Origin of the sequence: Nocardia sp. NPDC049220, assembly GCF_040647855.1 — a bacterium.
GTDB lineage: Bacteria > Actinomycetota > Actinomycetes > Mycobacteriales > Mycobacteriaceae > Nocardia.
Genome location: NZ_JBEZDA010000019.1, coordinates 1 through 25,678 on the forward strand (window position 1 = coordinate 1; position 25,678 = coordinate 25,678).

Here is a 25,678-nt window from a genome sequence, read left to right on the forward strand (position 1 = left end):
CCCTCCACACGGGGAGCGAAAGGCCGAACCAAAAAAAATTTGGCACTGACATTCATCGACACACTATTGAGTTCTCAAAGAACACACGCACACACATCCAATCCGGAAACAACCGGACCTTCAATGAGGCAACTTTTCCAGCCTAATCGGAGCCTAGATCGAAGTCAAGCCTCGTCCAAGATCGTGATCTTGCGGTGTTATCAGGCGCTCCTCGTCCTACCTCGTTTCCCAGTCCTTCCGCTCAGCTTTTCCGCTGGGCTTCTCGGCTCCGGGTCGGTGTCCGTGTCGCTCTGACTTGGATAAAGTTACGCGGCGGAAAACGCTACGTCAAATCGCGTGAACGAGTAGGCGTTTCAGCAGGTCACAGGCTCGCAGACCGGGGAGAAGCGGGCTTGAATCACACGGATGTGACTCAAGCCACTGCGATCTTCATGCGTCCGCCCGCAGAACCCCCGCCAGGTTCTTCTTGCCGCGCCGTAGTACCAGCCACCGGCCGTGCAGGTAGTCGGCGTCAGCCGGGGTCCATTCGATGTCGGAGACCTTGACGTTGTTCGCCGATGCCCCGCCTTCCTGCACCGCACGCCGGGCGGCGCCCCGGCTTTCGCAGAGACCGGTCGCGACCAGTAAATCCACGATGGTGTTCGGCTCGCCCGCCTTGACCTGCGCGACCTCGCCGTCGACCGCGGCTTCACGCAACGCGGCACCCAGCGTCAGCTCATCGAGGTCACGCAACTCCCCGCGCCCGAACAGCGCCTGGCTGGCCAGCTGCACCGCGAGTGTGTTCGCCTCGCCGTGCACCAGTGTGGTCATCTCGGCCGCGAGCCTGCGCTGCGCCTCTCTGGCATGCGGCCGCTCGACGGTCGCGCGCTCCAACTCGTCGAGCTCCTGGCGGGACAAGAAGGTGAACCAGCGCAGGTACCGCACCACATCGGCGTCGGCGGTATTCACGAAGTACTGGTACCAGGCGTAGGGGCTGGTCATATCGGGGTCCAGCCACAGACTGCCGCCGCCGGTGGACTTCCCGAATTTCTTGCCATCGGCGGAAGTGACCAGCGGCACGGTCAACGCATGCACGGACTCGCCGTCGACGCGGCGGTTCAGTTCGACACCCGCGATGATGTTGCCCCACTGGTCGGATCCGCCTACCTGCAGCGTGCAGCCGTAACTGCGACGCAACTGCAGGTAGTCGTTGGCCTGCAGAAGCATGTAACTGAATTCGGTGTAGGAGATGCCCTCGCCGTCGAGCCGCCGTCTGATGGTGTCCCGGGCGAGCATGACGTTCACCGAGAAATGCTTGCCGATGTCGCGCAGGAAGTCGACGACCGACAGCGGCCCGGTCCAGTCCATGTTGTCGACGATGACGGCGCCGGTCGGCGAATCGTCCAAGTCGACGAAGCGCGCCAGCTGGGAGCGGATCCGCTCGGCCCAGTCGGCCACCGTATCGGTCGAGTTCATCGTCCGCTCGCCGACGTCGCGGGGGTCACCGATGAGTCCGGTGGCGCCACCGGCCAGCACGATCGGGCGATGACCCGCGCGCTGAAAACGCTTCAACGCGAGCAGTGGAATCAGATGACCCGCGTGCAGACTGGCGGCGGTGGGATCGAAGCCGGCATAGAGGGTCAGCTGCCCGGCGGTCGCCGCCGCGCGCAGCGCATCCAGGTCGGTGGACTGCGCGATCAGTCCGCGCCAGGTCAGTTCGTCGATGATGTCGCCGGTCACGCTGTCCTATCTTTCCGCACGAAGTCCGCGGCCCTGTCCGCGCCTCGGTGTCCTTGCGTGGCGTGGACATGTCCAGAGTTTCGGCGGGTCTCGAGCAACCCGGCCGATGTACCACCGGAGAACACCGAAGACGTCGCGCCTCCGCAGAGCGTCACGACGATCGGCGAACCGAAGTCACCGATCGTGGTGTTGATCGAAGCGCTCAGCGAGACGGCAGCTGCGACATCGAGACGGTGGTGTAGCGCCGCCGGTATGCCATCCCGACGAAAGATATCGTCAGTACCAGGGAAGAGCGGCGCAAGGCCCGGAGCGCCAAGACAAACGTCTGCGTGCCTGCGGCCAGCACCGCGACGGTCGGAAGGCCGGTCGCGGCAAGCCCGCTCACCCGGGGCAGCGCACCGAAATTGTTCGAGCGGTGGTCACACTGTTTCCGCGGCGGTCAGCGCGGCGCGGGGACTGCGCCGATAGACCGAAACGGCCCGTGAACCGGACAACCAGAACCGCCACGGCACATCCGCCGCGCTGCTCACGCCCACCCGGGGACCGCTGGCGATCTCGGCAGCCTCGACCGGCCGATGCAACTCCATTCGAATGGCGGAGGATGGATCGAACAGCGGGGTTCCATAATCGCTCAGTGCGATTCCCAGCGCACCGCCGAGGTTGCCAGGGCCGCGCGCGAAGTCGAGTTCGGAACGCGCGCCTGGACGCCGCGGCCGCACCGTCTCCCGCCCGGCGATCACTTCGCCGGAGCGGATCAGTACGGCACTGGCCGTCCCATCCGGTCCGGTCGTCACGTTCACGCAGGTATGCATGCCGTAGCTGAGATACACGTACAACACCCCGGCCGGTCCGAACATCACTCCGTTGCGCTTGGTTCGCCCGCGTCCCGAGTGCGAGGCCGGGTCCGGCCACGGCCCCGACGGGTCTCCCCCATATGCCTCGACCTCGACGACGCGTACCCCGACCGATCCCGACCACAGCGTTGCCCCGAGCAGACGCCGCGCGGCGGCGGGCGGTTCGACGGCAAGTTCCTCGGCAGACACAACCGCCATTGTGCTCGACGGCCACGACGAAATATTCGCAGGCCACCCGGAGCCCCCGTCGGCCTTGCGACGGTATCGGCCAACGACCAGGCAAAGAATCGGATACCTCCCGGAGGGGGTCCGCACTGTGTCGATCTCGACCGTCGTGCCATGCCGTCGGATCCGGCAGCACAGCTGACCGCGGGGTGTCGTCATCCTCGGTTCATTCGGGTCATCGGTGGTGCTTGTCCGAGTTCTCTGCTCTGGCAGTTCTCTGCTCTGGCACGAAGACCAGAGAAGCTGGGCCGGTTCGTGGCCGCGGACCTGGGCGAGGGCAGGGACATTGTCGCGGCACGAGGGCGACACCGATCTTCCGTGGGCGACACGCGATCGTGTCTTGCCCGTCTGTCGGGACCGCGCTAAATTCATCACACAGTGAATTCAACACTCGATGAATTGAGCCGACCGTGTCGCAACTGCTGTCACCTCCCGTCGTCGACGTCAGGAACCTGCGGGTCGTCCGCGGCGGCCGCAAAGTCCTGCACGATGTCTCCCTGACCATCCCGCGCGGCTCCATCACCGGGCTGCTCGGCCCGTCCGGCTGCGGTAAAACCACGCTGATGCGCAGCATCGTCGGTACCCAGATCGTCGAATCAGGGGACGTGTCCGCGCTCGGCCTCCCCGCCGGCTCGGCCGCGTTGCGCCATCGGATCGGTTATGTCACCCAGGCGCCGAGCATCTACTCCGATATCAGCGTCCGCGAAAACGTCGCGTATTTCGCCGCGCTCTACGGCCGCGATCGCGATGCCGTCGACGACGCGGTCGCGGCGGTCGGACTCGGCCCGCACGCCCGACAGCGCGGTGACGAACTCTCCGGCGGCCAGCAGACCCGTGCCTCGCTCGCCTGCGCTTTGGTCGCCCAACCGGAGCTGCTGATCCTGGACGAACCGACGGTCGGTCTGGATCCCGTTCTGCGCGTCGACCTCTGGAAACAGTTCCGCGAATTGGCTTCGAGCGGAACGACATTGCTGGTGTCCAGTCATGTCATGGACGAGGCCGACCACTGCGACCGCCTCCTACTGATGCGCGAAGGGCGCCTGCTTGCCCAGCTCAGCCCCGACGAGCTGCGGGCCGAAACCGGAGAGCAGAACCTGGAGACCGCCTTCCTCACACTGATCACGATGGGACAGAACGCATGACCGCCACTCTCCCCCTGACGCGACGGACACCGACGCTGCGCCCCTACGCCGCGACCACCGGCCGAATCCTTCGCCAGCTGCGCAACGACCATCGGACGGTCGGGATGATCCTGGTGGTCCCGGCGCTGCTGATGGCACTGCTGTACTTCATCTACCAGGACACCCCGACCAGTCCGCTGAACCCGGTCTCGCTGTTCGACCGGGTCGGCATCAGCATGCTCGGAATTCTGCCGTTCATCGTGATGTTCCTGATCACCGCCATCGCCATGCAGCGCGAACGCGCCTCGGGCACGCTCGAGCGGCTGCTGACCACGCCGCTGTCGAAGCTCGATCTGCTCGCCGGATACGGCACCGCCTTCTCGCTGGCCGCGGCCGCGCAGGCGGTGGTCGCCTGTCTGGTCTCCTTCGGCCTGCTCGGGCTCGACTCGGCGGGCAATCCCGGCTGGGTGGTGCTGATCGCGGTGATCGATGCGGTATGCGGGGTCGCCCTCGGCCTGCTGGCAAGCGCGTTCGCACGTACGGAATTTCAGGCCGTGCAGTTCATGCCGGTTGTGGTGGCGCCACAAATCTTCCTGTGTGGCTTGCTCGTTCCACGCGGCCAACTGCCCGGTTGGTTGGAGGCGATCAGCAACGTGATGCCGTTGAGTTACGCGGTCGATGCGCTGCAACGGGTTTCGACACATCCGGAGGTGACCGGCGAGATGTGGGGCGACCTGGCGATCGTCCTCGGATTCACGATCGTCGCGCTATGCCTGGGCGCTGCGACGCTACGACGGCGGACCGCGTGACGGCCGCGGACGACGGATCCGACGACACCGACCGTCCCAGCCGATCCGGCCGCAGACCCGGACAGTCGGGCGCCCGCGAGGCCATCCTCGCGGCCGCCCGCACGCGCTTCGCGGATGTCGGCCTGGACAAGACCTCGGTGCGCGCGATCGCTACCGACGCGGGTGTCGACCCAGCCTTGGTGCACCACTACTTCGGCACCAAACAACAGCTTTTCGCCGCGGTGGTGGAACTGCCGGTGGACCCGGAGGCCACATTGCGGATCATCGAATCCGCGCCACTAGACCATGTGGGCGAGAACATCATTAGCGCGGTGTCCGCCGTGTGGGACTCGCCCGCGGGACCCGGTGTCGTCGCGGTGGTGCGCAGCATCCTGACCGGCAGCGACAACCCGGCCCTGGCGAAGAAGTTCCTGTTGGAAGTCGTCTTGGAGCGCGTCCGGCAACGTATCGCCACCCCGGACGATGATGGCCGCACCAGGGTCGCACTGGTCGCGTCGCAGATGATCGGTGTCCTGGTGGCCCGCAAGATCGTCGGCGTCGAACCGCTGGCCTCCATGCCCGCGGCCGAACTGGTCGCAGCGGTCGGCCCGACGCTCCAGCGCTACCTCACTGGCGACATCGGGCCGATCCAGAACCCCGATCCGCTCGGCGGTCAGCGCATTCGCGGCGACGCGGCCGCCAGGTCACTTCACGACTTCGACGATGTCACCGGGCCATAGATACTCGTAGAACTCCTTGGCGGCCTCATGCAGCATCCGAACACAACCGTGCGACTTCTGCTCGATCGGTCCGACATGAAAGGCGATGTCGCCGTTGAAGAAAACCGCATACGGCATCGGAGCGTTGTGCATCGTGCTCCAGTGGAACTCCTTCTTGAACGACACGCGGAACACCCCGGGCGGCGTCTCATATCCCGGCATGCCGTGTGAAATCGGAGTCGGGCCGTAGACCACCCTTCCCTCGTCCATCAACCAAGCGTCGTCGGTCGACAGGCGCAGACAGGCGCGCGCAGCCGTGGAACACGGCGCCGTGGGCGGTGGAGGCGCCGGGGGTGGAATCAGTGCCGGCATACCAGGAATGTCGGGGCCGCCCGGCCACAACGGTTCGGCCTGCGCGGGCACCGCCATCGCCAACCCCGCCGCCATTACACCGAGAAGAATCGCCCATCGGGCTGTCCAGTTACGTAAACGCGGTCTGCTCATTACGTTCCTGACCTCTCTACCCTTACGCCACCTGTGTCGTTCACCAGGTTGGTCGGACCGCTCCTTCGCCGGAGCGGGCGGAGCTTTCTGAGGTGTAAATGATCATGGCGGACTCTGCTTCACACGGTCAACGTTCGTACCCGAACGTGACGGATCCGTTGCCGAGCGGTCTCGGCGACCGCCGCGTCGCCGCCGCGTCGCCGGTGCGTCACGGCAGGACAAGAGTGCGCGGACAGGAAGAAAGCAGCGGGCCACGACCGGCCAGGTCTGGTCTCGCGCAGGGATCAGATGTCGGACTGCGCTCCGGTGAACGCATCGTGTTCTGCGTCGGTGACATCGCGCGCTTCATCGATGAGTAGCACCGGGATGCCGCCCTCGACCGGATACGCCCGGCGCAGGCGCGGGTTGTAGAGCAGCGTGCTGCCGTCGGCGGCATGGACCAGCTGCAGCGGGCCCTTGTCCTGCGGGCAGGCCAGCAGGCTCAGCAGTGTCGTATCCAAGGTGGTGTGCTCAGGCATAACGTGAACCTACCTGTCGTCCGGGTCCGGCCGGGAACCGTCGGCGTCGGCCGCTGGAGTGCGACGAAACGAGATGTGCCGGTGCGCGAAAAAACTGGCGGCCGCGACCAGCGTCATCACCACGACCGCCGACGGAATACTCGGCGCGTGCAGGACTGACACGGCGAGCTGGAGCAACACCATGTTCATCAGCAACCCGCCGGAATTCACCGCGACGAATGCGACGAAATCGCGCAGCAGACGTCCGTGCACCCGGAACACCAGAGTGCGGTGCAGGACGAACGCGACGAACACGCTGAGGGCATACGCCGCGGCAGGCGCGACCGCGGCGGGTACCCGATCGCCGAAAACCGCGAGCCACATCACCGTCAACACCATGCCGAGGCCGGTATTCACCACACCCACGATGGCGAAAGCGATCTCCTGCCGTCGCACCAACCGCAGCAACGGCCCCGGATCCGCGGTAACCGGCGCGGGTACATCGACGCGGCCGGGCCCGCTCACTGCCGGAGTCGGCGTCTCGGCCACGGGTACCTCGGTGGGTGCCGTGGTTTCCGGGCGTCGCGGGCCCGCTGTGCGCGCGCCGACCGCGTCCGCCGCGCTCATCGGACGGCGTCTGCCAGACCGGACTCGGCCGACTCGGGGGCAGCGGCGTCCGGTGGCGTCGGCTCGTCGATCGGCTCGGCGAGCTCCTCCGCACGTCGCCTGCCGCGCAGGTATGCCCACTCCAGCAACCCGACGCCGAGCAGCCCGAACACTATGGCGGCGCCGCCGATCTTCCAGCCGGGCGGCCGCCAGGTCAACACCAGGTCACCGGACTTCGTGCCCGCCGGAATATCCACCGCGACAAAGGTCTTCGCGACCACATCGAAGGGAATGTCGCGACCGTCGAGGGTCACGCGGTAGCCGGGCCAGCCCAGCCGCGCGAACACCACCCGTCCGCCGTCATCCGAACTCACCCGCACCCGGCTGGTCAGATCCGACTCGGCGATCGAGGTGGCGGTCCCGCCCTGCATCGCGGCCACCCGCCCGTTCCGCGTCGAGATCAGGCCGCCTTCGCGTTCCAGCACCGCGATGTACTTTTCGTGGCCCGGGTAATCGACCCATTTCCAGCCGGGCGGTGCGGGCTGGTTACGCGCGTCCGGATACAGCGCGCGCTGTAGCACAACCCGATCGACTTTCATCAGGTCGACGATGGTTTTTCCGGTGGCCGGCTCGGTCGCGAACGCCCGCCGGTAGGCGTCAGGGCAAACACTGGTGTCCCAGCGCATGCACAGCATGTCGCCGAACCAGAAATGCCCGTTCGGGGTGTATCCGCTGACGTAGGTGAGTTCGAGATCCTTGGCGTAATTCCCGAACACCAGCGACCCGTACGCACCTTGCAGAGTGCGCTCGCCCGGCGGGATCAGCGCACGGTCACCGAGCTGCAACGTGGTACCGGCAAGATCAGGGAACGCGGCCTTCATCTCCGACCGGTTCTCCGGCAGATTCCAGCTCATCGGCGTCGGCTGGGCCGCGCGCACCTGGAGGTACACGATCGGGAATGCCGAAGCGATCACCAGTGCGCACGCCGCGGCCATGCCGCGGTTGCGCCCGAGCCACACCACGGCGGCCCCGAGCGCCGCGACACCGAGCGCCGCGACGACGTGCCACACCACCTCGTGCGGCGCCGCCGAGAACGATCGCACCCAGAGCAGGCCGATGAGCACTGCGGCGGCGGCTCCGCGCCGCCGCCATCCGTCGAAGGTCGCGAAACGCCCGAGTAAGACGCACACCAGCACCAATAGTCCGAGCGCCACCATCGGAAGCACCCTGGCCGGCCAGCGCAGGGGGCCGATGGTGCCCGGCCCCGCGGTCCACATCAGGGCCATCACCGCGAACAGTGCGGGCGCGCTGAGTTCCCGCGCCGAATCGCGCGCCTTGCGCCAGTCGACGAAGGCCAGCGCCGGAACAAGGAACCAGGCGATGTAGACCACCGGCATCGGCTGCACATAGCCCCACCAGGAACTGAACGCGGGCAATGTGCTGGGCAGGCTCGCGTTCAGCGACTCCGACCACGGCACGGTGAGGAACTGATCGTTGTTGATCTGCGCGGTACCCCGCCACGTCACCTTCGCTGACAACATGCTCGGCAGGTAGGTCGCCAACCCCGCCAGTGCGGCGAAGGCCGCCATCGTGAGCAGGCGCAGCGAGGGACGCCACGCCTTCTGATAGACGAGTTCGCCGAGCGCGACGGCACCGATCATCAGACCGGACTCGACCGCAGGGAAGATGTACTGCACCGAAATCGCCAGGTACAAGAACACGAAGGCCGGAATGGGACCGCTGCGCCCGCGCGCGTATCGCACGCCGGACGCCCAGGCGTGGACCATCCACGCGGTACCGGTGAACGCGGTCATCCAGCTGGCTTCGTCGAAGAACAGCAGCCATCCGGTGAACGGGATGGCACTGCCGGCCACCGCCGCCCAGGACGCCTTCGCACCGTAGACCAGACAGATCCGGTACACGCCGAGCCCCAGGATGATGGCGAAGATCAGTTTGACCACGGTGACGTACAGCACAAGGTTGTCGACCGAAGGCGCAATCAGATCGATCAGCAGCTGCGGCGGATTGAGCAGACCCGCCTCTTCGATGGTGTAGTTACCGGCCATCCAGTGCTCGGGAACCAGCGCCGGTAACTGCCCTTCGCGCAGATGTCTACCGAGCATCACCCACAGCGGGGTGTACTGCGACTCGGTGTCGTCGGTGTAGAAATGCCGGACGTTGGCGAGCAGAACGGCAACATATCCCGCGACTACTCCGAGCGCGGTAATGATCCCCCACTTGTAGACGTCTCGCGAAGCAAGTGTGCTACTTTCCACCACGAGTCACAGACCCTACAGGCAAGCCGCTGCGCTGGCATTGTCCGATGCCGCAAAGTCGATGTCGCCGTAGGCCCGGCGACCGCACGGCCGCCGCACGAACCCCGCCGGATCGCGTGTTAGAGTTCACGGCGGCTCGGGCTCAGCCACCAGCGACGAGTTCCTGGCACGCCCCGTCGTCGAAAGTCGATCACGCAAATGCCGATTCCTTCCGCACATACTCCCCGGTCCAACCTGGTGGCGTCGAGTGTCCTGTCGCATGCCGGGTCGAATCGCAACGGTTCCGAGCGAGTGCATTCGGTCTCCGTCGTAGTCCCCGTCTACCGCGGCGAACAGACGATCACCGCACTGGTGCAGGAGCTGGACCGATATAGTCGGCCGAGTCGCACCAGCGGTGGCATCCCGTTCATCGTCGACGAGATCATCCTGGTTCATGACAATGGACCGGATCGCTCCGATGTCGTGGTGCAGCGTCTGGCGCACGATTTTCGCCAGGTCCGCGCGGTCTGGCTGAGCCGCAACTTCGGCCAAGACGCGGCGACCATCGCCGGCATGGCGGTCGCGCAGGGCCAGTGGATCGTCACGATGGACGAAGACGGACAGCACGATCCTGTCTTCATCGCGGACTTCCTGGACGCCGCGCTGGCCGAACGGGCCGATCTGGTCTACTCGAAGCCGACGAACACCCGGCCGCACGGCTTTCTGCGCAATCTCACCTCGCGCGGATCGAAGATCGTGCTCGCCACGGTGTTCGCCTTCCCGGACTCGACCAGATTCGAAAGCTTCCGGCTGATCCGCGGTGACATCGGCCGCCAGCTGGCGGAGGTCGCCGCCAACGGCGTCTACCTCGACGTCGCCCTGACCTGGGTGGTCGGCAACGCCATCTCGGCACCGGTGGTGCTGCGCGCCGAAGGACGCGAGGAGTCCGGTTACAACTACCGCCGGCTGTTCTCGCTGTTCTGGAAGATGGTGCTGTGCAGCGGAACTCGTGGCCTACGCTTGGTCAGCCTGCTCGGCGTGACGCTGGCGCTGGCCGGCGGTGTCATGGCAGCGGTCATCATCTGCCAGGCACTGTTCGGCGCCAACAATGATCCCGAGGGCTGGGCCTCGATGATCGTCGTGCTGCTGCTGTGCTCGGGCGCGATCCTGTTCTCACTCGGCCTGATCGCCGAGTATCTCGGTGTTGCCCTGCATATCCTGGTCGGCAAGCCGCTCTATCTCACCGTCGACTCACCGACTCCACGCCCGGACAACATCGCGCGGACGAGCAGCTCCGAACATCGTGTAACCGAACACCACGCTGCCGTCGTAGCGGCAGTCGCGACCGAGAAGGGCCAGGGGGAATGACGACAGACCGCATCATCTTCAGTCGGCCGTACCGCGCCGGACGCGAGCTGGCGAACCTCGAGGTGGTGCTGAGTTCCGACCACAGTCATGGTGACGGGCAGTTCACCAGATCGGTGACGGCGCGGCTGAAGGAGATCACCGGCGCGCCGCACGCATTGCTGACCACCTCCTGCACCCATGCCCTCGAGCTGGGTGGACTGCTGCTCGAACTGGGCCCGGCCGACGAGGTCATCGTGCCGAGCTTCGCGTTCACCTCAGCCGCGACATCGATCGCCCTGCGCGGCGCGACCTGCGTGTTCGTCGATATCGACGAGGAGACCGGCAATATCGATCCCGCGTCGGTCGCCGATGCGATCACCGAGCGCACCAAAGCGGTGCTCGTCATGCACTATGGTGGCGTCGCCGCCGACATGGCGGCGCTGCTCGCGTTGGCCGATCGGTACGGACTCGCCCTCATCGAGGACAACGCGCACGGCCTCGGCGGCACCTGGCGCGGGCGCGCGCTCGGCACCATCGGCACCATGGGCACGCAGAGTTTTCACGACACCAAGAATGTGCACTGCGGCGAGGGCGGCGCACTGCTGCTGGCCGACGACATCCTGATGGGGCGCGCGGAGATCATGCGGGAGAAGGGCACCGATCGTGCCCGGTTCCTGCGCGGACAGGTGGACAAGTACTCCTGGCAGGACATCGGCTCCAGCTATCTGCCGAGCGAACTCAACGCCGCGGTGCTCGATGCCCAACTCGACGAGTTCGACACGATCCACCGGCAGCGGCACCGTGCGTGGGACACCTACGCCGCCGCACTCCCCGACTGGGCCGGGCGCAACGACGTCCGGCTCATGCAGGTACCGCCGGATCGCGAGCACACCGCGCACCTGTTCTACCTGCGGATGCCAACCGAGGAGAGCCGCGACGGCATGATCAGGCACTTGGCCGCGCAGGGGATCGTCGCGCCATTCCACTACATTCCCCTGGATTCCAGCCCAGCGGGATTGAAGTATGGGCGCACACCGGTTCCCTGCACACGCAGCGCCGAGTTCTCCGCGACGATCGTGCGTCTGCCGCTTTACCCCATGCTGACGGCCGAGCAGCTCGATCGGGTGATCGACGCCGTAACCGCATACTCGTGGTGAATAAGGCGTCGTGCTGACGCGATGCGCCTCCTCCGGGGGTTCGGCCGGGGCTCTCGACGCCGGGGCCGACCGCCGCCATCAGTCGCCGAGCAGCATGTGCGCTTGGTCCTCGGTGAGGACCTCGTATGCCTCCGACGCTCGGTTGTACCACCAGGTGTCCGGACCCGGCTGCGGACGACCGGCTGCCTGCACCGCTCGGGCGGAGGGCCGGTAGGACGTACTGCGCGGGATTTCCCGCACCGTGTAGATCAGGTCCGGACGCTGGTCGGGTTCCAATGCGTGCAGCGCTTCGGTGAGGTCCTTCGGGTCGAGCTGGAAGCCCTCGCGCACGCAGACCGCGGACACCGCGAGGCAATGGTCACCGACGTCGAGGCCATAGACGACCTCCATGTCGACCGCGGAGATGTCATTGAGCACGTCGACGATCGGCTGACCGAAAACCGGTCCGCGAGGGGTGCGGATGACGGTGTCCGTCCGGTCGATCAGCCAGAAGTCACCGTCACTGTCGCGACGGAACAGATTCTCCGTCGGCATCCAGGCGTCGCCGGGGGCGAACACTCCGCGTAGGCCGCCAGCGGAGAGATCGACGCCGTCGGAGGCTTTTCCGAGCAGCAGACCGACCTCGTTGTCCGCGCAGCGACGGGCGAAGCCGGTCCGATCGAGCAGGATCCGCTCGGTCATGGGGTCGTAGGCGACCAGCTCCACTTTCGCGGTGCCGGGGACCGGCCTGCCCTTGCAACCACGCTTCACCCCGGTCACGTTGGCCAGCACCACATCGCCCTCGATCGAGGCGTAGAACTCCAGTACTCCGGCGGGATCGAACTGCTCGACGGTGCGTCGCCACAGACCCGCCGGCATACCGGATCCGATGAACAGACGAATCGGGTGGCGATGCCCGGCCGGGAAGACCCTGGCGTCCAGGATGTCGCGCAGCATGGTCCAGGTGTAGGTCACCACGGTGACGCCGTAGCGGTGCACCTCCTCGGTGAAATGCGCTGGGTCGAGCGAACGGGCCAGTGCGATCCGGCTCCCGCCCGCGATCGCGCCACCGAGGCTGACCAGCAATCCGGACGAATGATGCAGCGGCGCAAGACAGTACACCGTGTCATGTTGGTCGAGGTCGGCGGTGGTCGCCGTGCCGAACGCCGACAGAGCCCAGCGGTGGTTGGTGATGTACTTCGCCTCCAGCCGGTTGCCGGCGCCGGTGACCAGCACGAAGGCCAACTCGCGAGCGAGGCCGGGGTCCGGTCGGAACCAGGCGGGCAGCGCCACCCCGGCGGGATCGATCTGTTCCAGGTCGATCACCCGGTCGCCGACGGCAATCGGCAGTTCGCGCGCATCGCCGCCGCCGAGCACCAGCACCCTGGCACCGGTCGTCGCGGCCTGTCGCAGGCTCTCCGGATCGGCGATCACGGTATCGACGCCGGTGAGTTCGATCGCTCGATCCAGCTCGCTGTCGGGGGCAAGCAGCACGGCCACCGCGCCGAGCCGCGATAGAGCGGCCACCGCGGCCAGTCCGCTCGGCCGAGTCTCCATCACCACACCGACCCGCATCGCGGGCCGTACACCGACCGAGATGAGGCCGCGCACCACATTGTCGATGCGCACGTTGACTGCCGCGTTGGTGTGCACCCGGTCGTCGAACAAGAACAGGTCCTTCAGTGGCGCGCGGCGTGCCTGCTCGGCGAGCAGCAGACCGAGCGAGATCCGGGTATGCGGCTGGATCATGCCCAGACGGGTCAGCCTGGGCAGCGCCCGGGCTGCCTCGCCGGCCAGCTCGATCGAGCCGCGCACGGTATTGCCCGCGATACCTTCCAGGGCCTTCCCCACTCCGGCACCGGCCTCGGCCAGAGTCGCCGCGGTGTGCACGATGCGGGTAGCCGCCGAGCGCGGACGGTTGTTCGGCACATGCTCGGCCATCGGGACGATCTCCGACGGCAACGCAGCACGGTCGCTCATCCAGTCGATCCACTGCCGCACCAATGGCCAGGTGTGTTTGGTCGCCGTACTACCCGCGACCAGGCCGAAGTGTCCGGCGACCAGGGTCGCCTCATAGACCTCGGCGTTCGGCGCGGCCCGAACGACGCCGCGGACCGCGGCGGGCTGGCCGATGTCGTCGACCTCGCCGATGAACGCCAGGATCGGGCATTTCACCTCGGCCAGCGAGATCGGCTGGTCCCGGATCACGAAACCGCCGAGCATCAGCCGGTTGTGCGCGACGAACTGTTTGAGCAAATCCGCCGCGGCCGGACCCGCATAACCGACCCAACCGTCACTGTTGAGGAAGCGGCGCTGACGCTCCCTCGGCAGCAATGCCTCGCGGTCGTGCAGCTGGCGCAGGAAATCGATCCTCGACTTGGCCGTCTTCACCGGGTCGAGCAATTGGAAGCCGATCCGCACCATGGAATCGGTGATCGGCAGCCGGGTGACCACGTGGTCGGCCAAGAAGGTGGCGACATCCGACACCATCCCATACGGCAATCCGAACGGCATGCCCGCGACGATGTCGACCGGGGCGCCGAAGGTCACGATGCTGTCCACGCCCTTGCCGTATCGGTAGGCGGTGGTCTGGTAGGCGAACATGCCGCCCTGTGAGTACCCCATCAGGTGCACGCCGTTTCCGGTCGCCGCGGTGACGGTGTCGATAGCGCTGCTGATCGCGAGCACGTGGTCGGCGAGATCGCGTTCCCAGCCGCCTTCCTCGCTCGCAGGCGAACCGAAATCGACTACCCAGCAGTCGATTCCACCCCGGGACAAGATACCGACGGCGCCGTCGTCGACGTTCACGTCCCAGATGTCGGCGCTGACCATGAGCGGAGGGACGAGCAGGGCGACGGGACGGCCGGGGGTCGTGTCGTCGGGGAAGTAATGGCGCAGCCGGTACATCCGTCTGCGCTCCACCACTTCGAACGGCGACGCCTCGACGCCATGGGTCAGACCGCCGAAGCGGATGACCTCCAGGCCGTTCTGCGCGGTTGCCATCAACCGCTGCACCGAGCCCACCACATCCGTCGCACTGATCTTCACGATCGCTCCTGGCCCTACCCTAGAACGTGACCCGCATCACACAACCGACGTGCTCAGACGAGCTTGCCACACCACATCTCCATTATGTGTCCGCCGTCGCCCGTTGCATGCCCGACAGTCAGGGCCGAACGCCCAGGAGTGACAAGGTCACATTTCATAGATAAATGCGCATATCTACGTATCATTATGTTCCAAACCTGAGAAAACTCATATGAATGGCACAGGCTTTCGCCAGGACCGTTCTGGATCCTGGACGGAGTACGGGTTCTCGATGAGGTGAGGTGCGCGATGGTCGAGTTCGAGGTCACCGGGACAACGGTGACAATGCACGTTCGCGGTGCGCATCAACTGCTCGCGCTCCGTGATCAGCTGAACTTCGATCTGTCCGACATCAGTGCGATCGGCCGGGCCGGGGTGGATCGGCGTCCGCCGTGGGTGCGGGCACCCGGCACGTTCTTCCCCGGGGTCATCGCGGCAGGCACGTTTCGCGGCAAGGGCCGGAAGGAATTCTGGGACACCCGCTTCGACGGTCGCGCCATCCAGATCGACCTGGTGGGCGCCGAGGTCACCCGGCTGGTTGTCGATGTCGCCGACCCGGACACCGAGTTGCGCAAGCTCGCCTCCGCCGCGGCCGCCGCCTGATCCGCTCAGGAACCGAGCGACCGCAACACGCCGGTACACGGCTCGAGTGGCGGCGGCCCGAACTCCCCACTCACGACTTCCGCAAGCCGAGGGTGATCAGCGACTGCACGGTACGGGTCGCGGCCCGCCACTCCGTCGACCATCGACACCCCCAGCTCGGCGCCCACGGGGTGGCATAGGTCCGTCAGCCCGCGCATCCGACGACGATGACATCCGACCCGCCACGCGTCCACCGCGTTCCAGCACCCTTCGATGATGACCTTGCGCGCGTCCGGATCGGACGTGTTCGCGGGCATGCGATGCTGAAAGGACCGTGACGACAGAGAGTTTTCGATGACAGTTTCGGCAGCACAGTTCGTTGATCGCCGCTTCGCGCGCCTGGTCACCGAGTTCGACCGGCTGTTCCGGCGGCCGTCCGACGGCGGCGGCGCACTGGCGGTCTACCTGCACGGCGAGCCGATGGTGGATGTCTGGGCCGGATTCGCCCACCCCGAGGTGCGATGGGCGCGCGAGACCGTCGCCATGGCCTTCTCCACTGGTAAGGGCGTCGCGAGCACGCTGGTGCACCGACTGGCGGAGCGCGCGTTGATCGACTATGACGAACCGGTCGCGACCTACTGGCCCGAGTTCGCCGCAGCGGGCAAAGAACGCATCACTGTGCGCGAGATGCTCACCCATCGGGCCGGGTTGCATCGTCTGCGCGGGCTGCTGCCGGGGCCGATCGAGCAATTCTTCGACGACGCGGCGGTGACCGCGGCACTCGCCGCCGCGGCTCCCGACCCACGGCACCTGGTCACCAGCGGCTATCACGGCGTCACCTTCGGGCATCTTGCCGCGGAGTTGGTGCGGCGGGTGACCGGAGCGGAGTTCACCGACGTGTTGCGCAGCGAGATCGCGGAGCCGCTTGCGGCCGAAGAACTCTGGTTTCGCGTACCGAGATCCGAACGCGGGCGCATCGCCACCAACTTCCCGCGCCTGACGGTCGCGGGGATGGACTGGGAGCGTGGTTCCCGGTTGCTGGGGCGCACCCGCTTCGCGGCCGCCGTTGACCTCACCCCCGTGGGGTTCGCCGAGTTCATTTCCGATCCGCGCCTGCACGACTCGGTGATGCCCGGCCTCAACGGCGTCTTCTCCGCCCGCGCGCTGGCCCGCGTCTACGGCGCGCTGGCCAACGGCGGACAACTCGACGGCTATCAGGTACTGCGCCCGGACACCATCGAGCGGATGGCCCAGCGCCAAGTGTTCACCCCCGACTACGTCCTGGCCTTCCGGATTCCCTGGGCACTCGGTTACCACGGCGTGCCCATGAAGCCGTCCAAGTCGGACCCGGTGTCGGCGTTCGGGCACTTCGGTCTCGGCGGTTCGGGCGGTTTCGCCGATCCCGCGACCGGGATGTCGCTCGGCTTCGTCACCAACCGTCTCGGTGGCAGACTCACCCCACTCGGCGACGCCCGCCTGGCCCGGCTCGGCGCACTGGCGCACAACCTCGCCAGAGCGGCCTGACACCAACCCGGCACGCCGATACCGTCGTCGCGCGATTGCGCGGCGGCGGTGGCACCATAAGCGTCATGGAGCTGGTCGGAGTGCAGCAGGTGCAGGCAGCCACCCGGTTGCTGGCGCCGGTGATTCGGCGGACGCCGATGGTGGCGTCGCGGGTGTTGTCCGATCGCGCGGGCGCCGAAGTGTGGCTGAAATGTGAGAATCTACAGCGGACCGGGTCGTTCAAGCCACGCGGCGCCTACAACCGAATCGCGAACCTGCCGGACGAGGTGCGGTCGCGCGGAGTCGTCGCGGCGAGCGCGGGCAACCACGCGCAAGGGGTCGCGTGGTCGGCCAGCTCGCTCGGCATCGCGTCGACGGTGTTCATGCCGGTGGGCGCCTCGCTGCCGAAGCTGGTGGCGACCAAGGCGTACGGCGCGCAGGTACGCCAGGTCGGCGAGACCGTCGACGAGTCGCTGGACGCCGCACTGGAATTCGCCGATCGGACTGGTGCGACACTGATCCACCCGTTCGACCATGCCGACATCGTGGCCGGGCAGGCGACAGTAGGTGTGGAGATCCTGGAACAACTGCCGGAGGTCGGCACGGTGATCGTGCCGACCGGTGGTGGCGGTCTGCTGGCCGGAGTCGCGGTCGCGCTTCACCATTTGGCGCCGGACGTGCGGGTGATCGGGGTGCAGGCGGCGGAGGCCGCCGCATGGCCGGACTCGCTGGCGGCGGGCAAGCCGGTGCGGATCGGACGGATGTCGACGATGGCCGACGGCATCGCGGTCGGCCGTCCGGGCGCCGTACCGTTCGCCCATGTCGTCGACCATGTTCCCACTGTGCTGACGGTGGACGAGGAGGCACTGTCGACAGCGCTGCTGCTGTGTTCGGAACGGGCCAAACTGATCGTCGAACCCGCCGGGGCGGCAGCAGTCGCCGCGCTGATGAGTCGCGCATCGGAGGAACTCGACTTGCGGGGTCCGGTGTGCGCGATCCTGTCCGGTGGCAATATCGATCCGCTGCTGCTGACCAGGCTGATCGGCCACGGCCTGAGCGCGGCTGGGCGCTATCTGGCCGTGCGGGTGACCATTTCGGACCGGCCGGGCGAGCTGGTGGCCCTGCTGTCGGTGGTCGGCAAGACCGGGGCCAGTGTGGTGGACGTGGCGCACTCGCGCACCGGCACCTGGCTGGCTGTGGACGAGGTCGAGGTGTCGCTGACACTGGAGACCCGCGGGCCCGACCATCGCGATGACATGCTCACCGCGCTGACCAACGCGGGATACGCTGTGCGCGTGGCGGACCAGCTGTACTGACCCGCGCGGTCGGGAACGCGACCGGCCGACGGGTGTTCGCCGAGTGCGGTGTGGCCGCGGTGGTGATCGTAGTGCGCGTCACGACACCGTTCTCGATAGTTTCGCCTCGCGCCGAACGAACGGACCGTGCCGACCGATATTTCCGGGCGGCACATCCTCATCAACCGGTCAACACGTGCGTTTGTAGAAGTACTTCGCGTTGGCGTTCATGTCCGTCTGAGTGATCGCGATCATCGCCGTCTGGATATTCCTGGTGACCGGTTTACCCTCCAGCGCAGCGACCACCTGGTCGACGCCGGTGGCGCCGATCCCGGCCGGATCCTGGGCGATAAGGGCCTGCACAGTGCCCGCTTTCAGATCTTCGACCTGTTTGGGGCTCGCGTCGAAACCGACGAGCTTCACCTGCCCGAGCTTGTTGGCGTTGCGCAGCCCGGTGGCCGCGCCCTCGGCCGAACTCAGGTTGGTGGCGAACACGCCTGCGAGGTCCGGGTGTGCGGCCAACGTCGCGGTGATGATCGACGCCGCCTGCGCCGCCTCGTTGTTGTTGTATTGCACACCCAGCGCGGTAATGCCCGAGTAGCTCTTGATCGCGTCCTGGAAACCTTCGGCCCGCTCATCGGTGGTCGAGGTACCGGCTTTGGTGTTGATCACCAGCACCGACCCCTTCTCCCCCACCAGCTTCGCCAGTGTCGCGGCCGCGAGCGCACCGCCCTTCTTGTTGTCCGACGAGATCGACGACAGCGCGACGGACGTGTTCTGCAACGCGGTGTCCACCTCGACGATCTTGATCCCGGCGTCCTTGGCCTGCTCGAGCGGACCGGCCATGGCCGTGGCGTGCGTCGGAGCGATCAAGATGCCGGCCGGCCGGTTGGCCACCACTCCGGTGAGCACCGGGGTTTGCGCGCCCGCGTCGAATTTCGTGGGCGCCTGGGTGTCGAGCCGGTAGCCCAGTTTCGCTGCCTCGTCGCGCGCGCCGCACTGCATCGAGATGTAGAACGGCTCGTCGGCCACGCCCGGGATCAGCACCAACTGCTTGCTGTCCGTGCCGCCCGAATTACTCACTTTTCCACCGCAACTCGTCACGAGCGCGCCGACCGCGACCATCGCTCCGATCACTATGACGGTCCGCTTCACTGCGGTCCGATTCGCCACCCTCATCCGGCAACCTCCACTTACTGTGCGCTGGTACGGCAAAATCCCTACTTCCGGTCTCGCGCCCTCCGGCGGACCTGGTCGAACCAGACCGCGGCGACCAAGACCACACTCACCGCGATCGGCTGCCAGAACACCGGAACCTGCGCGATGACGAACCCCTTCTTCAGCACCGAGGGAATGAACACGCCGATCACCGTGCCCACGATCGAGCCGGCGCCGCCGAAAAGGCTGGTCCCGCCGATCACCACGCCCGCGATCGCGTCCAGATTGTCGGTGCCGTGCCCGCCGATGGTGGTGGTGCCGAAGTAGGCCAGGTTCATGAACCCGGCCAATCCGGCCAACAGCCCGGTGAGCAGATACACCAGCACCAGATGCCTGGTCACCGAGATGCCGGAGCGGTGGGCAGCCTCCCGGTTGGAGCCGATCGCATAGGTGTGGCGGCCGAAACGGGTCGTGTGCAGCACCCAGGCGGCCAGCACCGTCACGGCCGTGGCCACCAACACCAGGTTCGGCACTCCGCCCAGCGAGGTACCGAACCCCAATGAGTCACGCAACTTTTCGGGCACCGTGCGGGTATCCACGCCGCCGGTGATCAGCTGGGCCGCGCCGAGTGCCGCACCGAAGGAACCCAGCGTGACGATCAGCGGGGGAATCCCGGCCTTGGCCACGAGCAGACCGTTGACCAGGCCCCAGCTCGCGCCGCCAGCGAGCGACAGAAGCAGTCCGACGGCGATGACGCCCCAGCCCGCACCCGTGGCGTCCGCGTTCGGACTGAGCCACTCCATGGACTTCGCGCCGAGCACACCCGCGAAGATCAGCACCATGCCGACCGAGAGGTCGATGCCCGCGGTGATGATCACGAAGGTCATTCCGACCGAGAGCACCAGCAGCACCGACGTCTCGATCAGCAGCGTCTGCAGGGTGAATCGGGTGGGGAACGCGTCGGGCCGAACAACGCTGAACACCACGCACAACACCACCAGCACGATGCCGATCCACACGGTGCTCGCGCCGAGCAGCCGTTGCAGTACGGTGCGCTCGATCGGTTCGCCGGCGGCGCCGACCTCGACATCGCTCATGGGGTGTCCTCCTGCGACAGCGCGCCGGTCATGGCACCGACGAGGTTTTCCAATGTGGCGTCGGCGGCGGTGAACCTGGCTACCCGCCTGCCGAGCCGCAGCACCTCGATGCGATCGGCGACAGCGCGGACCTCCGGCATGTTGTGGCTGATCAAGACCACGGCGACGCCTTGGTCACGGACCCGGCGGATGACGTCGAGAACACGCTCGCGCTGCACGACGCCCAGCGCCGCGGTCGGCTCGTCCAGGAAGACGACCTTGCTCGCCCACAGCACCGCCCTGGCCACAGCAACACTCTGGCGCTGGCCACCCGACAGCGCGCCGATCGGCACGTCGGCACTTTGCAGAGTTACCCCGAGCCGCCGGAAGTGGTCGATCGCCTGCGTTCGCATCGCGGCCTTGTCCAGCATCCCCAGTTTGCCCGCGAGGCCCTTGCGGAGCACTTCCCGACCGAGGAATAGATTTGCGGCGGGGTCGAGATCGGGGGCGACGGCGAGATCCTGATACACGGTCTCCACACCGAGCTTTCGTGCCGTCGTCGGAGAATTCAGCGCGACCGGAACTCCGTCGAGCACGATCGTTCCGGAGTCGGGTTGCTCGGCCCCGGAAAGACATTTCACCAGGGTCGATTTTCCGGCGCCGTTGTCGCCGATCAATGCGACGACTTCACCGGCGTTCACCTGAAAATTAGCGCCCCGCAACGCCGCCACGCCGCCATACCGCTTCACCAGTCCAACCGCTTCCAACACGACCGATGATTGGCGGGCCGCGTCGATTCGTTGCGCGGAGTCTTCGGAGGTCATCGGACACGTCCGCGTGGTCTCTGCTGAGCGAACGTCCAATCCATCGCCCGATATTACGTTCGCCGCTCATACAGTGGAAGATATTCGGGAAAATGCAAATGACGCAACGGAGCCGACCGATGCGACCATTCTTACGTGCGTAGAAAATAACGAACTAAAGGCATGACAGGCCGACTCGCACGGTATTCGACGCTGATCACGAAGGTCTGTGCACTCCGCCGAGTTCCAGCGCGAGCACACCGAGGATCACCAACCCGATGCCGCCGACCTGCACCAGGGTCAGCCGTTCGTTCAGGAACAGCACGCCGATCAGTGCGATGGCAGCGACACCGACCGCCGACCAGATTCCGTAGGCCACCCCGATCGGCATACCGCGCATCAATACCCGGGACAGGAAGAAGAACGCCGCGCCGTAACCGATCACCACCGCGATCGACGGCGCTACCTTGCTGAACCCGTCGGAATACTTCAGCGAAACGGTCGCGGTCACCTCGGAGGCAATGGCGAAGACGAGCAGCAGCAAGGTCATCGCCGCAGCGTAGCCAGCAAGAGCGGCATCGGGCGAGCGGTCCGACCTGAAACAGCCGGCGCGCGGCTTCCCGGCGCGGAGAAGACCGGTCCCATCGCGACTATTACGGGCAATACGATCGGCCGATGATCGGCAAGCTGGACGTGGCGGTGGCGGAGTTCCCCTTCGGCGAAATGACCTGTAACGAAATGTCGTTCACCGAACGCGACGAACGGTATCGGCGACTGCACGAGTGGCCGGAGCCGACCTATTCGCATCCATCCGGACTGCGCATGATCTGGAAATACGCGGACGTGCGCGAGGTGCTCGATGCGACGACACCCGGATTGTCCACCGCGAATTCGCTAGATCCACTGGTGGGTTTCGGGCGGATCGCGGCAACGCCGCGTGCCCTCCCGCATGTCGTCCGGCACCTGGTTCCGCCGCCCGCCGAGGCGACCGCCAACCTCACCGACGACGAGTTGCACAAGCGGGTATGGAGCACCATGGCCGGTCCGACGGGCCACTTCACCATCGCCCCTGGCGAGCGGCCGGACCGTGCCGCGGCCATGGCTGAGCACTTCCATGCGGTGCGCGATTCGTTGCACCGGCCCCACGCGGGCGCCTACCTCGACGTCACCGCGGTATCGATCGCGTACGCCGCGCAGACGGTCGGCGCGGCCGTCGGCTTGCCTCCGGCGGACTGGCCGCAGGTGGCGGTCTGGAGCGGCGCGCAATCGGGGCTGCTCGGTCGGGTCATGCGGGGTCGCGAACTGGCCGATGCGGTCCGCGCGCTCGGCTGGTTGTTCACCGTGAGCAGCCGAGCGACCAGGACTGGTCGCGGCGACGAGGCGACCGGCTTCGCACGCAGGTTGCGCGACGCGGGGATCTCCCATCGAATTGCCGTGTCGGCCATGGCGAATTCGCTTGCCGCCGGGGTGCACACCGTGAGCGGCACCCTCCAACAAGGCGTGCAGCGGTTGCTCGCCGATCCGGAGCGGAAATGGTGGAAACTGCTCGCCGAGCCGGACGGCTGCGGGCGAGTCGCCGCGAAACTGCTCCAACTCGACCCGGGACTCGTGGCGTGGAAACGCCAGGCCGACACCTCGGTCGTCCTGCGCAGCGGCACGCCGCTTCCCGCCGGACCGCTCCTGGTCATGTTCGGCGCAGCGAACCGCGACCCGGCGGTCTTTCCGGACTGCCTGGACCTGCACGGGTCCGGCAAGCTGCCGTTGACCTTCGGGTTCGGCAGGCACATCTGCCCCGGCAAGAGCATGGCCACGCTCGCCGTCGAAGTGTTCCTTCGTCAGCTATACGAACTGGCGCCCGACGCCGAACTCCTACCGCCCGCGGGCCACACGGCGGCGCGACGAAGCGATCTGCTGTTCAGCGGAGCCGACATCACGATCCGCTGGTAGACACCGCACGCACCGGGTCCGCGCACCACCCGCTGGTCAGCCCAGCCAGGCGCGGGCCTTATCCGCCGCCGTGCGTATCTGCGCGAGCTGCGCCGCGACCTGCACGCCCGCGGTTCCACCACGGGCGTTGCGGGAGGCGATCGAGCCTTGCACGGTGAGCACCTCACGTACCTTTCCGGTCAACACCGGGTCGATGGCGGCGAACTCCTCGTCGGTGAGTTCATCGAGGCCGACGCCGCGCGATTCGGCAGCGCGCACGCACGCGCCCGCCGCCTCGTGCGCGACACGGAACGGAATGCCCTGGCGGACAAGCCACTCGGCGATATCGGTGGCCAGCGTGAAACCGGCGGGGGCGAGTTCGGCCATCCGGTCGGTATGGAAGGTCAGCGTCGAGACCAGACCCGCGATAGCCGGGAGCAGCAGCTCGAGCTGTGCGACCGAGTCGAACAGCGGCTCCTTGTCCTCCTGGAGGTCACGGTTGTAGGCCAGTGGCTGCGCCTTGAGGGTTGCCAGCAGGCCGGTGAGGTTCCCGATCAACCGGCCCGCCTTGCCTCGGGTGAGCTCGGAGACGTCCGGGTTCTTCTTCTGCGGCATGATCGAGGAGCCGGTGGACCACGCGTCGGCGAGCGTGAGGTAACCGAACTCCGGTGTGCTCCAGATGATCACCTCTTCGGCCATCCGGCTCAGGTCCACACCGATCATGGCCAGCACGAACGCGGCCTCGGCGGCGAAGTCCCGCGCGGAGGTGGCGTCGATCGAGTTGGCGGCGGCCGCGTCGAAATCCAGTTCCGCGGCGATCGCCTCCGGGTCGAGTCCGAGCGATGAGCCCGCGAGCGCGCCGGAACCGTAGGGCGAGATCGCCGCTCGCTTGTCGAAGTCGCGCAACCGGTCGAGGTCGCGCAGCAAGGGATGAGCGTGTGCGAGCAGATGGTGCGCCAACAGCACCGGCTGAGCCGCCTGGAGATGGGTCTTGCCCGGCATCACCGCGTCCGGATGCGCGCCGGCCTGCGCGACCAGCGCGTCGACCACCGCGAGCACGCCTGTCGCGACCCGTCGCGCACCGTCGCGCAACCACATGCGGAACAAGGTGGCCACCTGGTCGTTGCGTGAGCGGCCGGCCCGCAGCCGGCCACCGAGTTCGGCACCCACCCGCTCGATCAGGCCACGCTCCAGCGCGCCGTGCACATCCTCATCGGAGTCGGCTGGTCCGAACGCGCCGGATTCCACGTCGGCCGACAGCCGCTCCAACCCCGCGAGCATCCCCGCCAGATCGCTGTCGGACAGCAGACCCGCCTTGTGCAACACCCGTGCGTGCGCCTTCGACGCGCGGATGTCGTAGGGGGCGAGCACCCAATCGAAATGGGTCGACTTGCTCAGCGCGGCCATGGCATCGGCAGGTCCGGAGGCGAATCGCCCGCCCCAGAGCGCACCCTGGTTCGTGCTGCCGCTCTGCGTCATCGTGTGCTGTCTCCTCGAATCGCGGTCATCAGTGTCTGGCTCTTCATTTCGTCGGTGATGTCCTCGGGCATCGCGCGGCCGCGGTCGGCGAGGACGGAAATCGGGCCGGTGCGTTCGGTGGTCCAGCCCTGCGCGGCGAACCAGTCGACCGGATCGCTGCGGCCCTCGGCCGGATACCACAGGTCGGTCAGATCGACATCGATCCCCAACGTGGCCATCATGCGAGAACGACCCGCGCGCAACCGATCCGCGTTGGGTGTGTCGCCCGTGTGGTTGGCCGCGAATCGACTGCCCGATGCGCTCAGCGCGACGACATTCTCGAACAACCGGTCCTGTGCGTCCGACGGGAGGTAGCGCAGTAGGCCTTCGGCCAGCCATGCCGTCGGAGCCTGCGGGTCGAAGCCTTTCTCCCGCAACGCGGTCGGCCAGTCTTGTCGCAGATCTACCGCCACCTCGCGCCGGTCCACCGCCGGACGGACCCGCGCGAGTGCGGACGCCTTGAAATCGAGCACCTTCGGTTGATCCAGCTCGAACAGCGTCGCGCCGTCCGGCCAGTCCAGCCGGTAGGCCCGCGCGTCCAGTCCCGCCGCCAGAATGACGATCTGCCGCACTTCCGCGGCGGATGCCGCGTCGAAATAGTCGTCGAAATAGCAGGTCCTGGCGACCAGAAAGCCGCCGAGCGGACCGTAGACTCGCGCGATCTCGGCGTCGAGACTGCTGACGTCACCGCTGACCAGTTTCTGCCAGCCGGGCAGGCCGACCGCCGACACCAACTGTTCGGCGTACGGATCGTGGAACAGGGCGTCCGGGCGTCTACTCTCGGCGGCGCGCATAGCTGCCACGCCGAGCGCGGTCGCGCCGACACCGGTCACGATGTCCCAACTGTCGTCATCGGTCCGCATATCGCTCTCCCTTCTGGCCGACCTGTTCCGAGACTACGACCGTGGCGGACCATGACGGTGACGCGAGCGGGTATCCGGCCGGCGAGCCGCTCGCGC

General features: G+C 66.8%; 24 protein-coding genes. 9 read left to right on the top strand and 15 right to left on the bottom strand.

Translation table 11 applies throughout. The features are described 5' to 3' along the window. Positions 1-429: 429 nt before the first annotated feature. The 3 genes from tyrS to AB0C34_RS27320 form a co-directional block, all read right to left on the bottom strand. Complete coding sequence (tyrS, locus tag AB0C34_RS27310) at positions 430-1,719, bottom strand: tyrosine--tRNA ligase (RefSeq protein ID WP_357078852.1); 1,290 nt, start codon at positions 1,717-1,719, stop codon at positions 430-432. Between the two features lie 202 nt (positions 1,720-1,921). Continuing rightward, entirely contained in the window at positions 1,922-2,104 is a 183-nt protein-coding gene (locus tag AB0C34_RS27315; protein ID WP_357078855.1) for a hypothetical protein, read from the bottom strand. A 34-nt stretch (positions 2,105-2,138) separates the two neighbouring features. Continuing rightward, the gene (locus AB0C34_RS27320) at positions 2,139-2,771 is read right to left on the bottom strand and encodes a DNA-3-methyladenine glycosylase (RefSeq protein ID WP_357078857.1); all 633 of its coding nucleotides are present in this window, start codon (positions 2,769-2,771) and stop codon (positions 2,139-2,141) included. 446 nt (positions 2,772-3,217) lie between these two features. On the opposite strand from AB0C34_RS27320, the gene AB0C34_RS27325 reads away from it, so the two are divergent. Genes AB0C34_RS27325 through AB0C34_RS27335 form a run of 3 tightly spaced genes read left to right on the top strand, consistent with a single transcriptional unit; the run spans position 3,218 to position 5,447 of the window. Continuing rightward, positions 3,218-3,940, top strand: a complete 723-nt coding sequence (locus tag AB0C34_RS27325; RefSeq protein WP_357079081.1) for an ABC transporter ATP-binding protein — start codon at positions 3,218-3,220, stop codon at positions 3,938-3,940. Next, positions 3,937-4,728 (top strand): ABC transporter permease, encoded by a 792-nt coding sequence (locus AB0C34_RS27330; protein WP_357078860.1) that lies wholly within the window; start codon positions 3,937-3,939, stop codon positions 4,726-4,728. Before AB0C34_RS27325 ends, AB0C34_RS27330 begins: the two co-directional genes overlap by 4 nt. Further along, a complete protein-coding gene (locus AB0C34_RS27335; RefSeq protein ID WP_357078863.1) occupies positions 4,725-5,447 on the top strand; it encodes a TetR family transcriptional regulator in 723 nt (240 codons plus the stop codon). Before AB0C34_RS27330 ends, AB0C34_RS27335 begins: the two co-directional genes overlap by 4 nt. On the opposite strand, the gene AB0C34_RS27340 is transcribed toward AB0C34_RS27335, so the two are convergent. The 4 genes from AB0C34_RS27340 to AB0C34_RS27355 form a co-directional block, all read right to left on the bottom strand. Next, positions 5,412-5,930: a L,D-transpeptidase gene (locus AB0C34_RS27340; RefSeq protein WP_357078866.1), complete on the bottom strand. Its 519-nt coding sequence runs from the start codon at positions 5,928-5,930 to the stop codon at positions 5,412-5,414. The genes AB0C34_RS27335 and AB0C34_RS27340 overlap by 36 nt on opposite strands. A 284-nt stretch (positions 5,931-6,214) precedes the next feature. Next, positions 6,215-6,448, bottom strand: a complete 234-nt coding sequence (locus AB0C34_RS27345) for a Trm112 family protein (RefSeq protein WP_357078869.1) — start codon at positions 6,446-6,448, stop codon at positions 6,215-6,217. Positions 6,449-6,457: 9 nt separating this feature from the next. Next, the gene (locus tag AB0C34_RS27350; RefSeq protein WP_357078872.1) at positions 6,458-7,054 is read right to left on the bottom strand and encodes a GtrA family protein; all 597 of its coding nucleotides are present in this window, start codon (positions 7,052-7,054) and stop codon (positions 6,458-6,460) included. Next, complete coding sequence (locus tag AB0C34_RS27355; protein ID WP_357079083.1) at positions 7,051-9,309, bottom strand: hypothetical protein; 2,259 nt, start codon at positions 9,307-9,309, stop codon at positions 7,051-7,053. The genes AB0C34_RS27350 and AB0C34_RS27355 overlap by 4 nt, the downstream gene beginning before the upstream one ends. Positions 9,310-9,600: 291 nt before the next feature. Between AB0C34_RS27355 and AB0C34_RS27360 the strand changes: the two genes are divergently transcribed. Further along, the gene (locus tag AB0C34_RS27360; RefSeq protein ID WP_357079086.1) at positions 9,601-10,656 is read left to right on the top strand and encodes a glycosyltransferase; all 1,056 of its coding nucleotides are present in this window, start codon (positions 9,601-9,603) and stop codon (positions 10,654-10,656) included. Then, positions 10,653-11,792: a dTDP-4-amino-4,6-dideoxygalactose transaminase gene (rffA, locus tag AB0C34_RS27365; protein WP_357078875.1), complete on the top strand. Its 1,140-nt coding sequence runs from the start codon at positions 10,653-10,655 to the stop codon at positions 11,790-11,792. Before AB0C34_RS27360 ends, rffA begins: the two co-directional genes overlap by 4 nt. A gap of 78 nt (positions 11,793-11,870) precedes the next feature. Here the strand turns inward: rffA and AB0C34_RS27370 are convergent, their stop codons facing one another. Continuing rightward, entirely contained in the window at positions 11,871-14,819 is a 2,949-nt protein-coding gene (locus tag AB0C34_RS27370; protein WP_357078878.1) for an AMP-binding protein, read from the bottom strand. 288 nt (positions 14,820-15,107) lie between these two features. Here AB0C34_RS27370 and AB0C34_RS27375 point away from each other — a divergent pair, with 288 nt between their 5' ends. Continuing rightward, positions 15,108-15,461: a hypothetical protein gene (locus AB0C34_RS27375; protein WP_357078880.1), complete on the top strand. Its 354-nt coding sequence runs from the start codon at positions 15,108-15,110 to the stop codon at positions 15,459-15,461. 5 nt (positions 15,462-15,466) lie between these two features. Here AB0C34_RS27375 and AB0C34_RS27380 read toward each other — a convergent pair whose 3' ends face one another. Further along, the gene (locus tag AB0C34_RS27380; protein ID WP_357078883.1) at positions 15,467-15,757 is read right to left on the bottom strand and encodes a hypothetical protein; all 291 of its coding nucleotides are present in this window, start codon (positions 15,755-15,757) and stop codon (positions 15,467-15,469) included. Positions 15,758-15,794: 37 nt separating this feature from the next. Here AB0C34_RS27380 and AB0C34_RS27385 point away from each other — a divergent pair, with 37 nt between their 5' ends. Beyond that, a complete protein-coding gene (locus AB0C34_RS27385) occupies positions 15,795-16,964 on the top strand; it encodes a serine hydrolase domain-containing protein (protein ID WP_357078886.1) in 1,170 nt (389 codons plus the stop codon). Positions 16,965-17,029: 65 nt separating this feature from the next. Next, positions 17,030-18,259, top strand: coding sequence for a threonine ammonia-lyase (ilvA, locus tag AB0C34_RS27390; RefSeq protein ID WP_357078889.1), 1,230 nt, complete (start codon positions 17,030-17,032; stop codon positions 18,257-18,259). A 168-nt stretch (positions 18,260-18,427) separates the two neighbouring features. Here ilvA and AB0C34_RS27395 read toward each other — a convergent pair whose 3' ends face one another. The 4 genes from AB0C34_RS27395 to AB0C34_RS27410 all read right to left on the bottom strand — a co-directional run bounded on the left by AB0C34_RS27395 (position 18,428) and on the right by AB0C34_RS27410 (position 21,825). Continuing rightward, positions 18,428-19,417 (bottom strand): ABC transporter substrate-binding protein, encoded by a 990-nt coding sequence (locus AB0C34_RS27395; protein ID WP_357078891.1) that lies wholly within the window; start codon positions 19,415-19,417, stop codon positions 18,428-18,430. 41 nt (positions 19,418-19,458) lie between these two features. Then, positions 19,459-20,493, bottom strand: a complete 1,035-nt coding sequence (locus tag AB0C34_RS27400) for an ABC transporter permease (RefSeq protein WP_357078894.1) — start codon at positions 20,491-20,493, stop codon at positions 19,459-19,461. Next, positions 20,490-21,296 (bottom strand): ATP-binding cassette domain-containing protein, encoded by an 807-nt coding sequence (locus AB0C34_RS27405; protein ID WP_357078897.1) that lies wholly within the window; start codon positions 21,294-21,296, stop codon positions 20,490-20,492. Before AB0C34_RS27405 ends, AB0C34_RS27400 begins: the two co-directional genes overlap by 4 nt. Before the next feature lie 196 nt (positions 21,297-21,492). Further along, the gene (locus tag AB0C34_RS27410) at positions 21,493-21,825 is read right to left on the bottom strand and encodes a multidrug efflux SMR transporter (protein WP_357078900.1); all 333 of its coding nucleotides are present in this window, start codon (positions 21,823-21,825) and stop codon (positions 21,493-21,495) included. 125 nt (positions 21,826-21,950) lie between these two features. Here AB0C34_RS27410 and AB0C34_RS27415 point away from each other — a divergent pair, with 125 nt between their 5' ends. Further along, positions 21,951-23,222 carry a hypothetical protein gene (locus AB0C34_RS27415; protein WP_357078902.1) on the top strand — a complete coding sequence of 424 codons (1,272 nt, stop codon included), beginning with the start codon at positions 21,951-21,953 and terminating at the stop codon, positions 23,220-23,222. A gap of 36 nt (positions 23,223-23,258) precedes the next feature. Here AB0C34_RS27415 and argH read toward each other — a convergent pair whose 3' ends face one another. Together argH and AB0C34_RS27425 are read right to left on the bottom strand one after the other, a co-directional pair. Continuing rightward, entirely contained in the window at positions 23,259-24,680 is a 1,422-nt protein-coding gene (gene argH / locus AB0C34_RS27420; RefSeq protein ID WP_357078905.1) for an argininosuccinate lyase, read from the bottom strand. Then, positions 24,677-25,582 (bottom strand): SAM-dependent methyltransferase, encoded by a 906-nt coding sequence (locus tag AB0C34_RS27425; protein ID WP_357078908.1) that lies wholly within the window; start codon positions 25,580-25,582, stop codon positions 24,677-24,679. Before AB0C34_RS27425 ends, argH begins: the two co-directional genes overlap by 4 nt. Positions 25,583-25,678 lie beyond the last annotated feature (96 nt).

Bases quoted from the DNA above. Each gene is read 5' to 3' on its own strand.
- AB0C34_RS27425 (WP_357078908.1), bottom strand. From the start codon at position 25,582: ATGCGGACCGATGACGACAGTTGGGACATCGTGACCGGTGTCGGCGCG.
- AB0C34_RS27375 (WP_357078880.1), top strand. From the start codon at position 15,108: ATGGTCGAGTTCGAGGTCACCGGGACAACGGTGACAATGCACGTTCGC.
- argH (WP_357078905.1), bottom strand. From the start codon at position 24,680: ATGACGCAGAGCGGCAGCACGAACCAGGGTGCGCTCTGGGGCGGGCGA.
- AB0C34_RS27410 (WP_357078900.1), bottom strand. From the start codon at position 21,825: ATGACCTTGCTGCTGCTCGTCTTCGCCATTGCCTCCGAGGTGACCGCG.
- AB0C34_RS27405 (WP_357078897.1), bottom strand. From the start codon at position 21,296: ATGACCTCCGAAGACTCCGCGCAACGAATCGACGCGGCCCGCCAATCA.
- AB0C34_RS27340 (WP_357078866.1), bottom strand. From the start codon at position 5,930: ATGAGCAGACCGCGTTTACGTAACTGGACAGCCCGATGGGCGATTCTT.
- AB0C34_RS27345 (WP_357078869.1), bottom strand. From the start codon at position 6,448: ATGCCTGAGCACACCACCTTGGATACGACACTGCTGAGCCTGCTGGCC.
- AB0C34_RS27380 (WP_357078883.1), bottom strand. From the start codon at position 15,757: ATGCCCGCGAACACGTCCGATCCGGACGCGCGCAAGGTCATCATCGAA.
- AB0C34_RS27385 (WP_357078886.1), top strand. From the start codon at position 15,795: ATGACAGTTTCGGCAGCACAGTTCGTTGATCGCCGCTTCGCGCGCCTG.
- AB0C34_RS27415 (WP_357078902.1), top strand. From the start codon at position 21,951: ATGATCGGCAAGCTGGACGTGGCGGTGGCGGAGTTCCCCTTCGGCGAA.
- ilvA (WP_357078889.1), top strand. From the start codon at position 17,030: ATGGAGCTGGTCGGAGTGCAGCAGGTGCAGGCAGCCACCCGGTTGCTG.
- rffA (WP_357078875.1), top strand. From the start codon at position 10,653: ATGACGACAGACCGCATCATCTTCAGTCGGCCGTACCGCGCCGGACGC.
- AB0C34_RS27330 (WP_357078860.1), top strand. From the start codon at position 3,937: ATGACCGCCACTCTCCCCCTGACGCGACGGACACCGACGCTGCGCCCC.
- AB0C34_RS27395 (WP_357078891.1), bottom strand. From the start codon at position 19,417: ATGAGGGTGGCGAATCGGACCGCAGTGAAGCGGACCGTCATAGTGATC.
- AB0C34_RS27350 (WP_357078872.1), bottom strand. From the start codon at position 7,054: ATGAGCGCGGCGGACGCGGTCGGCGCGCGCACAGCGGGCCCGCGACGC.
- AB0C34_RS27320 (WP_357078857.1), bottom strand. From the start codon at position 2,771: ATGGCGGTTGTGTCTGCCGAGGAACTTGCCGTCGAACCGCCCGCCGCC.
- AB0C34_RS27400 (WP_357078894.1), bottom strand. From the start codon at position 20,493: ATGAGCGATGTCGAGGTCGGCGCCGCCGGCGAACCGATCGAGCGCACC.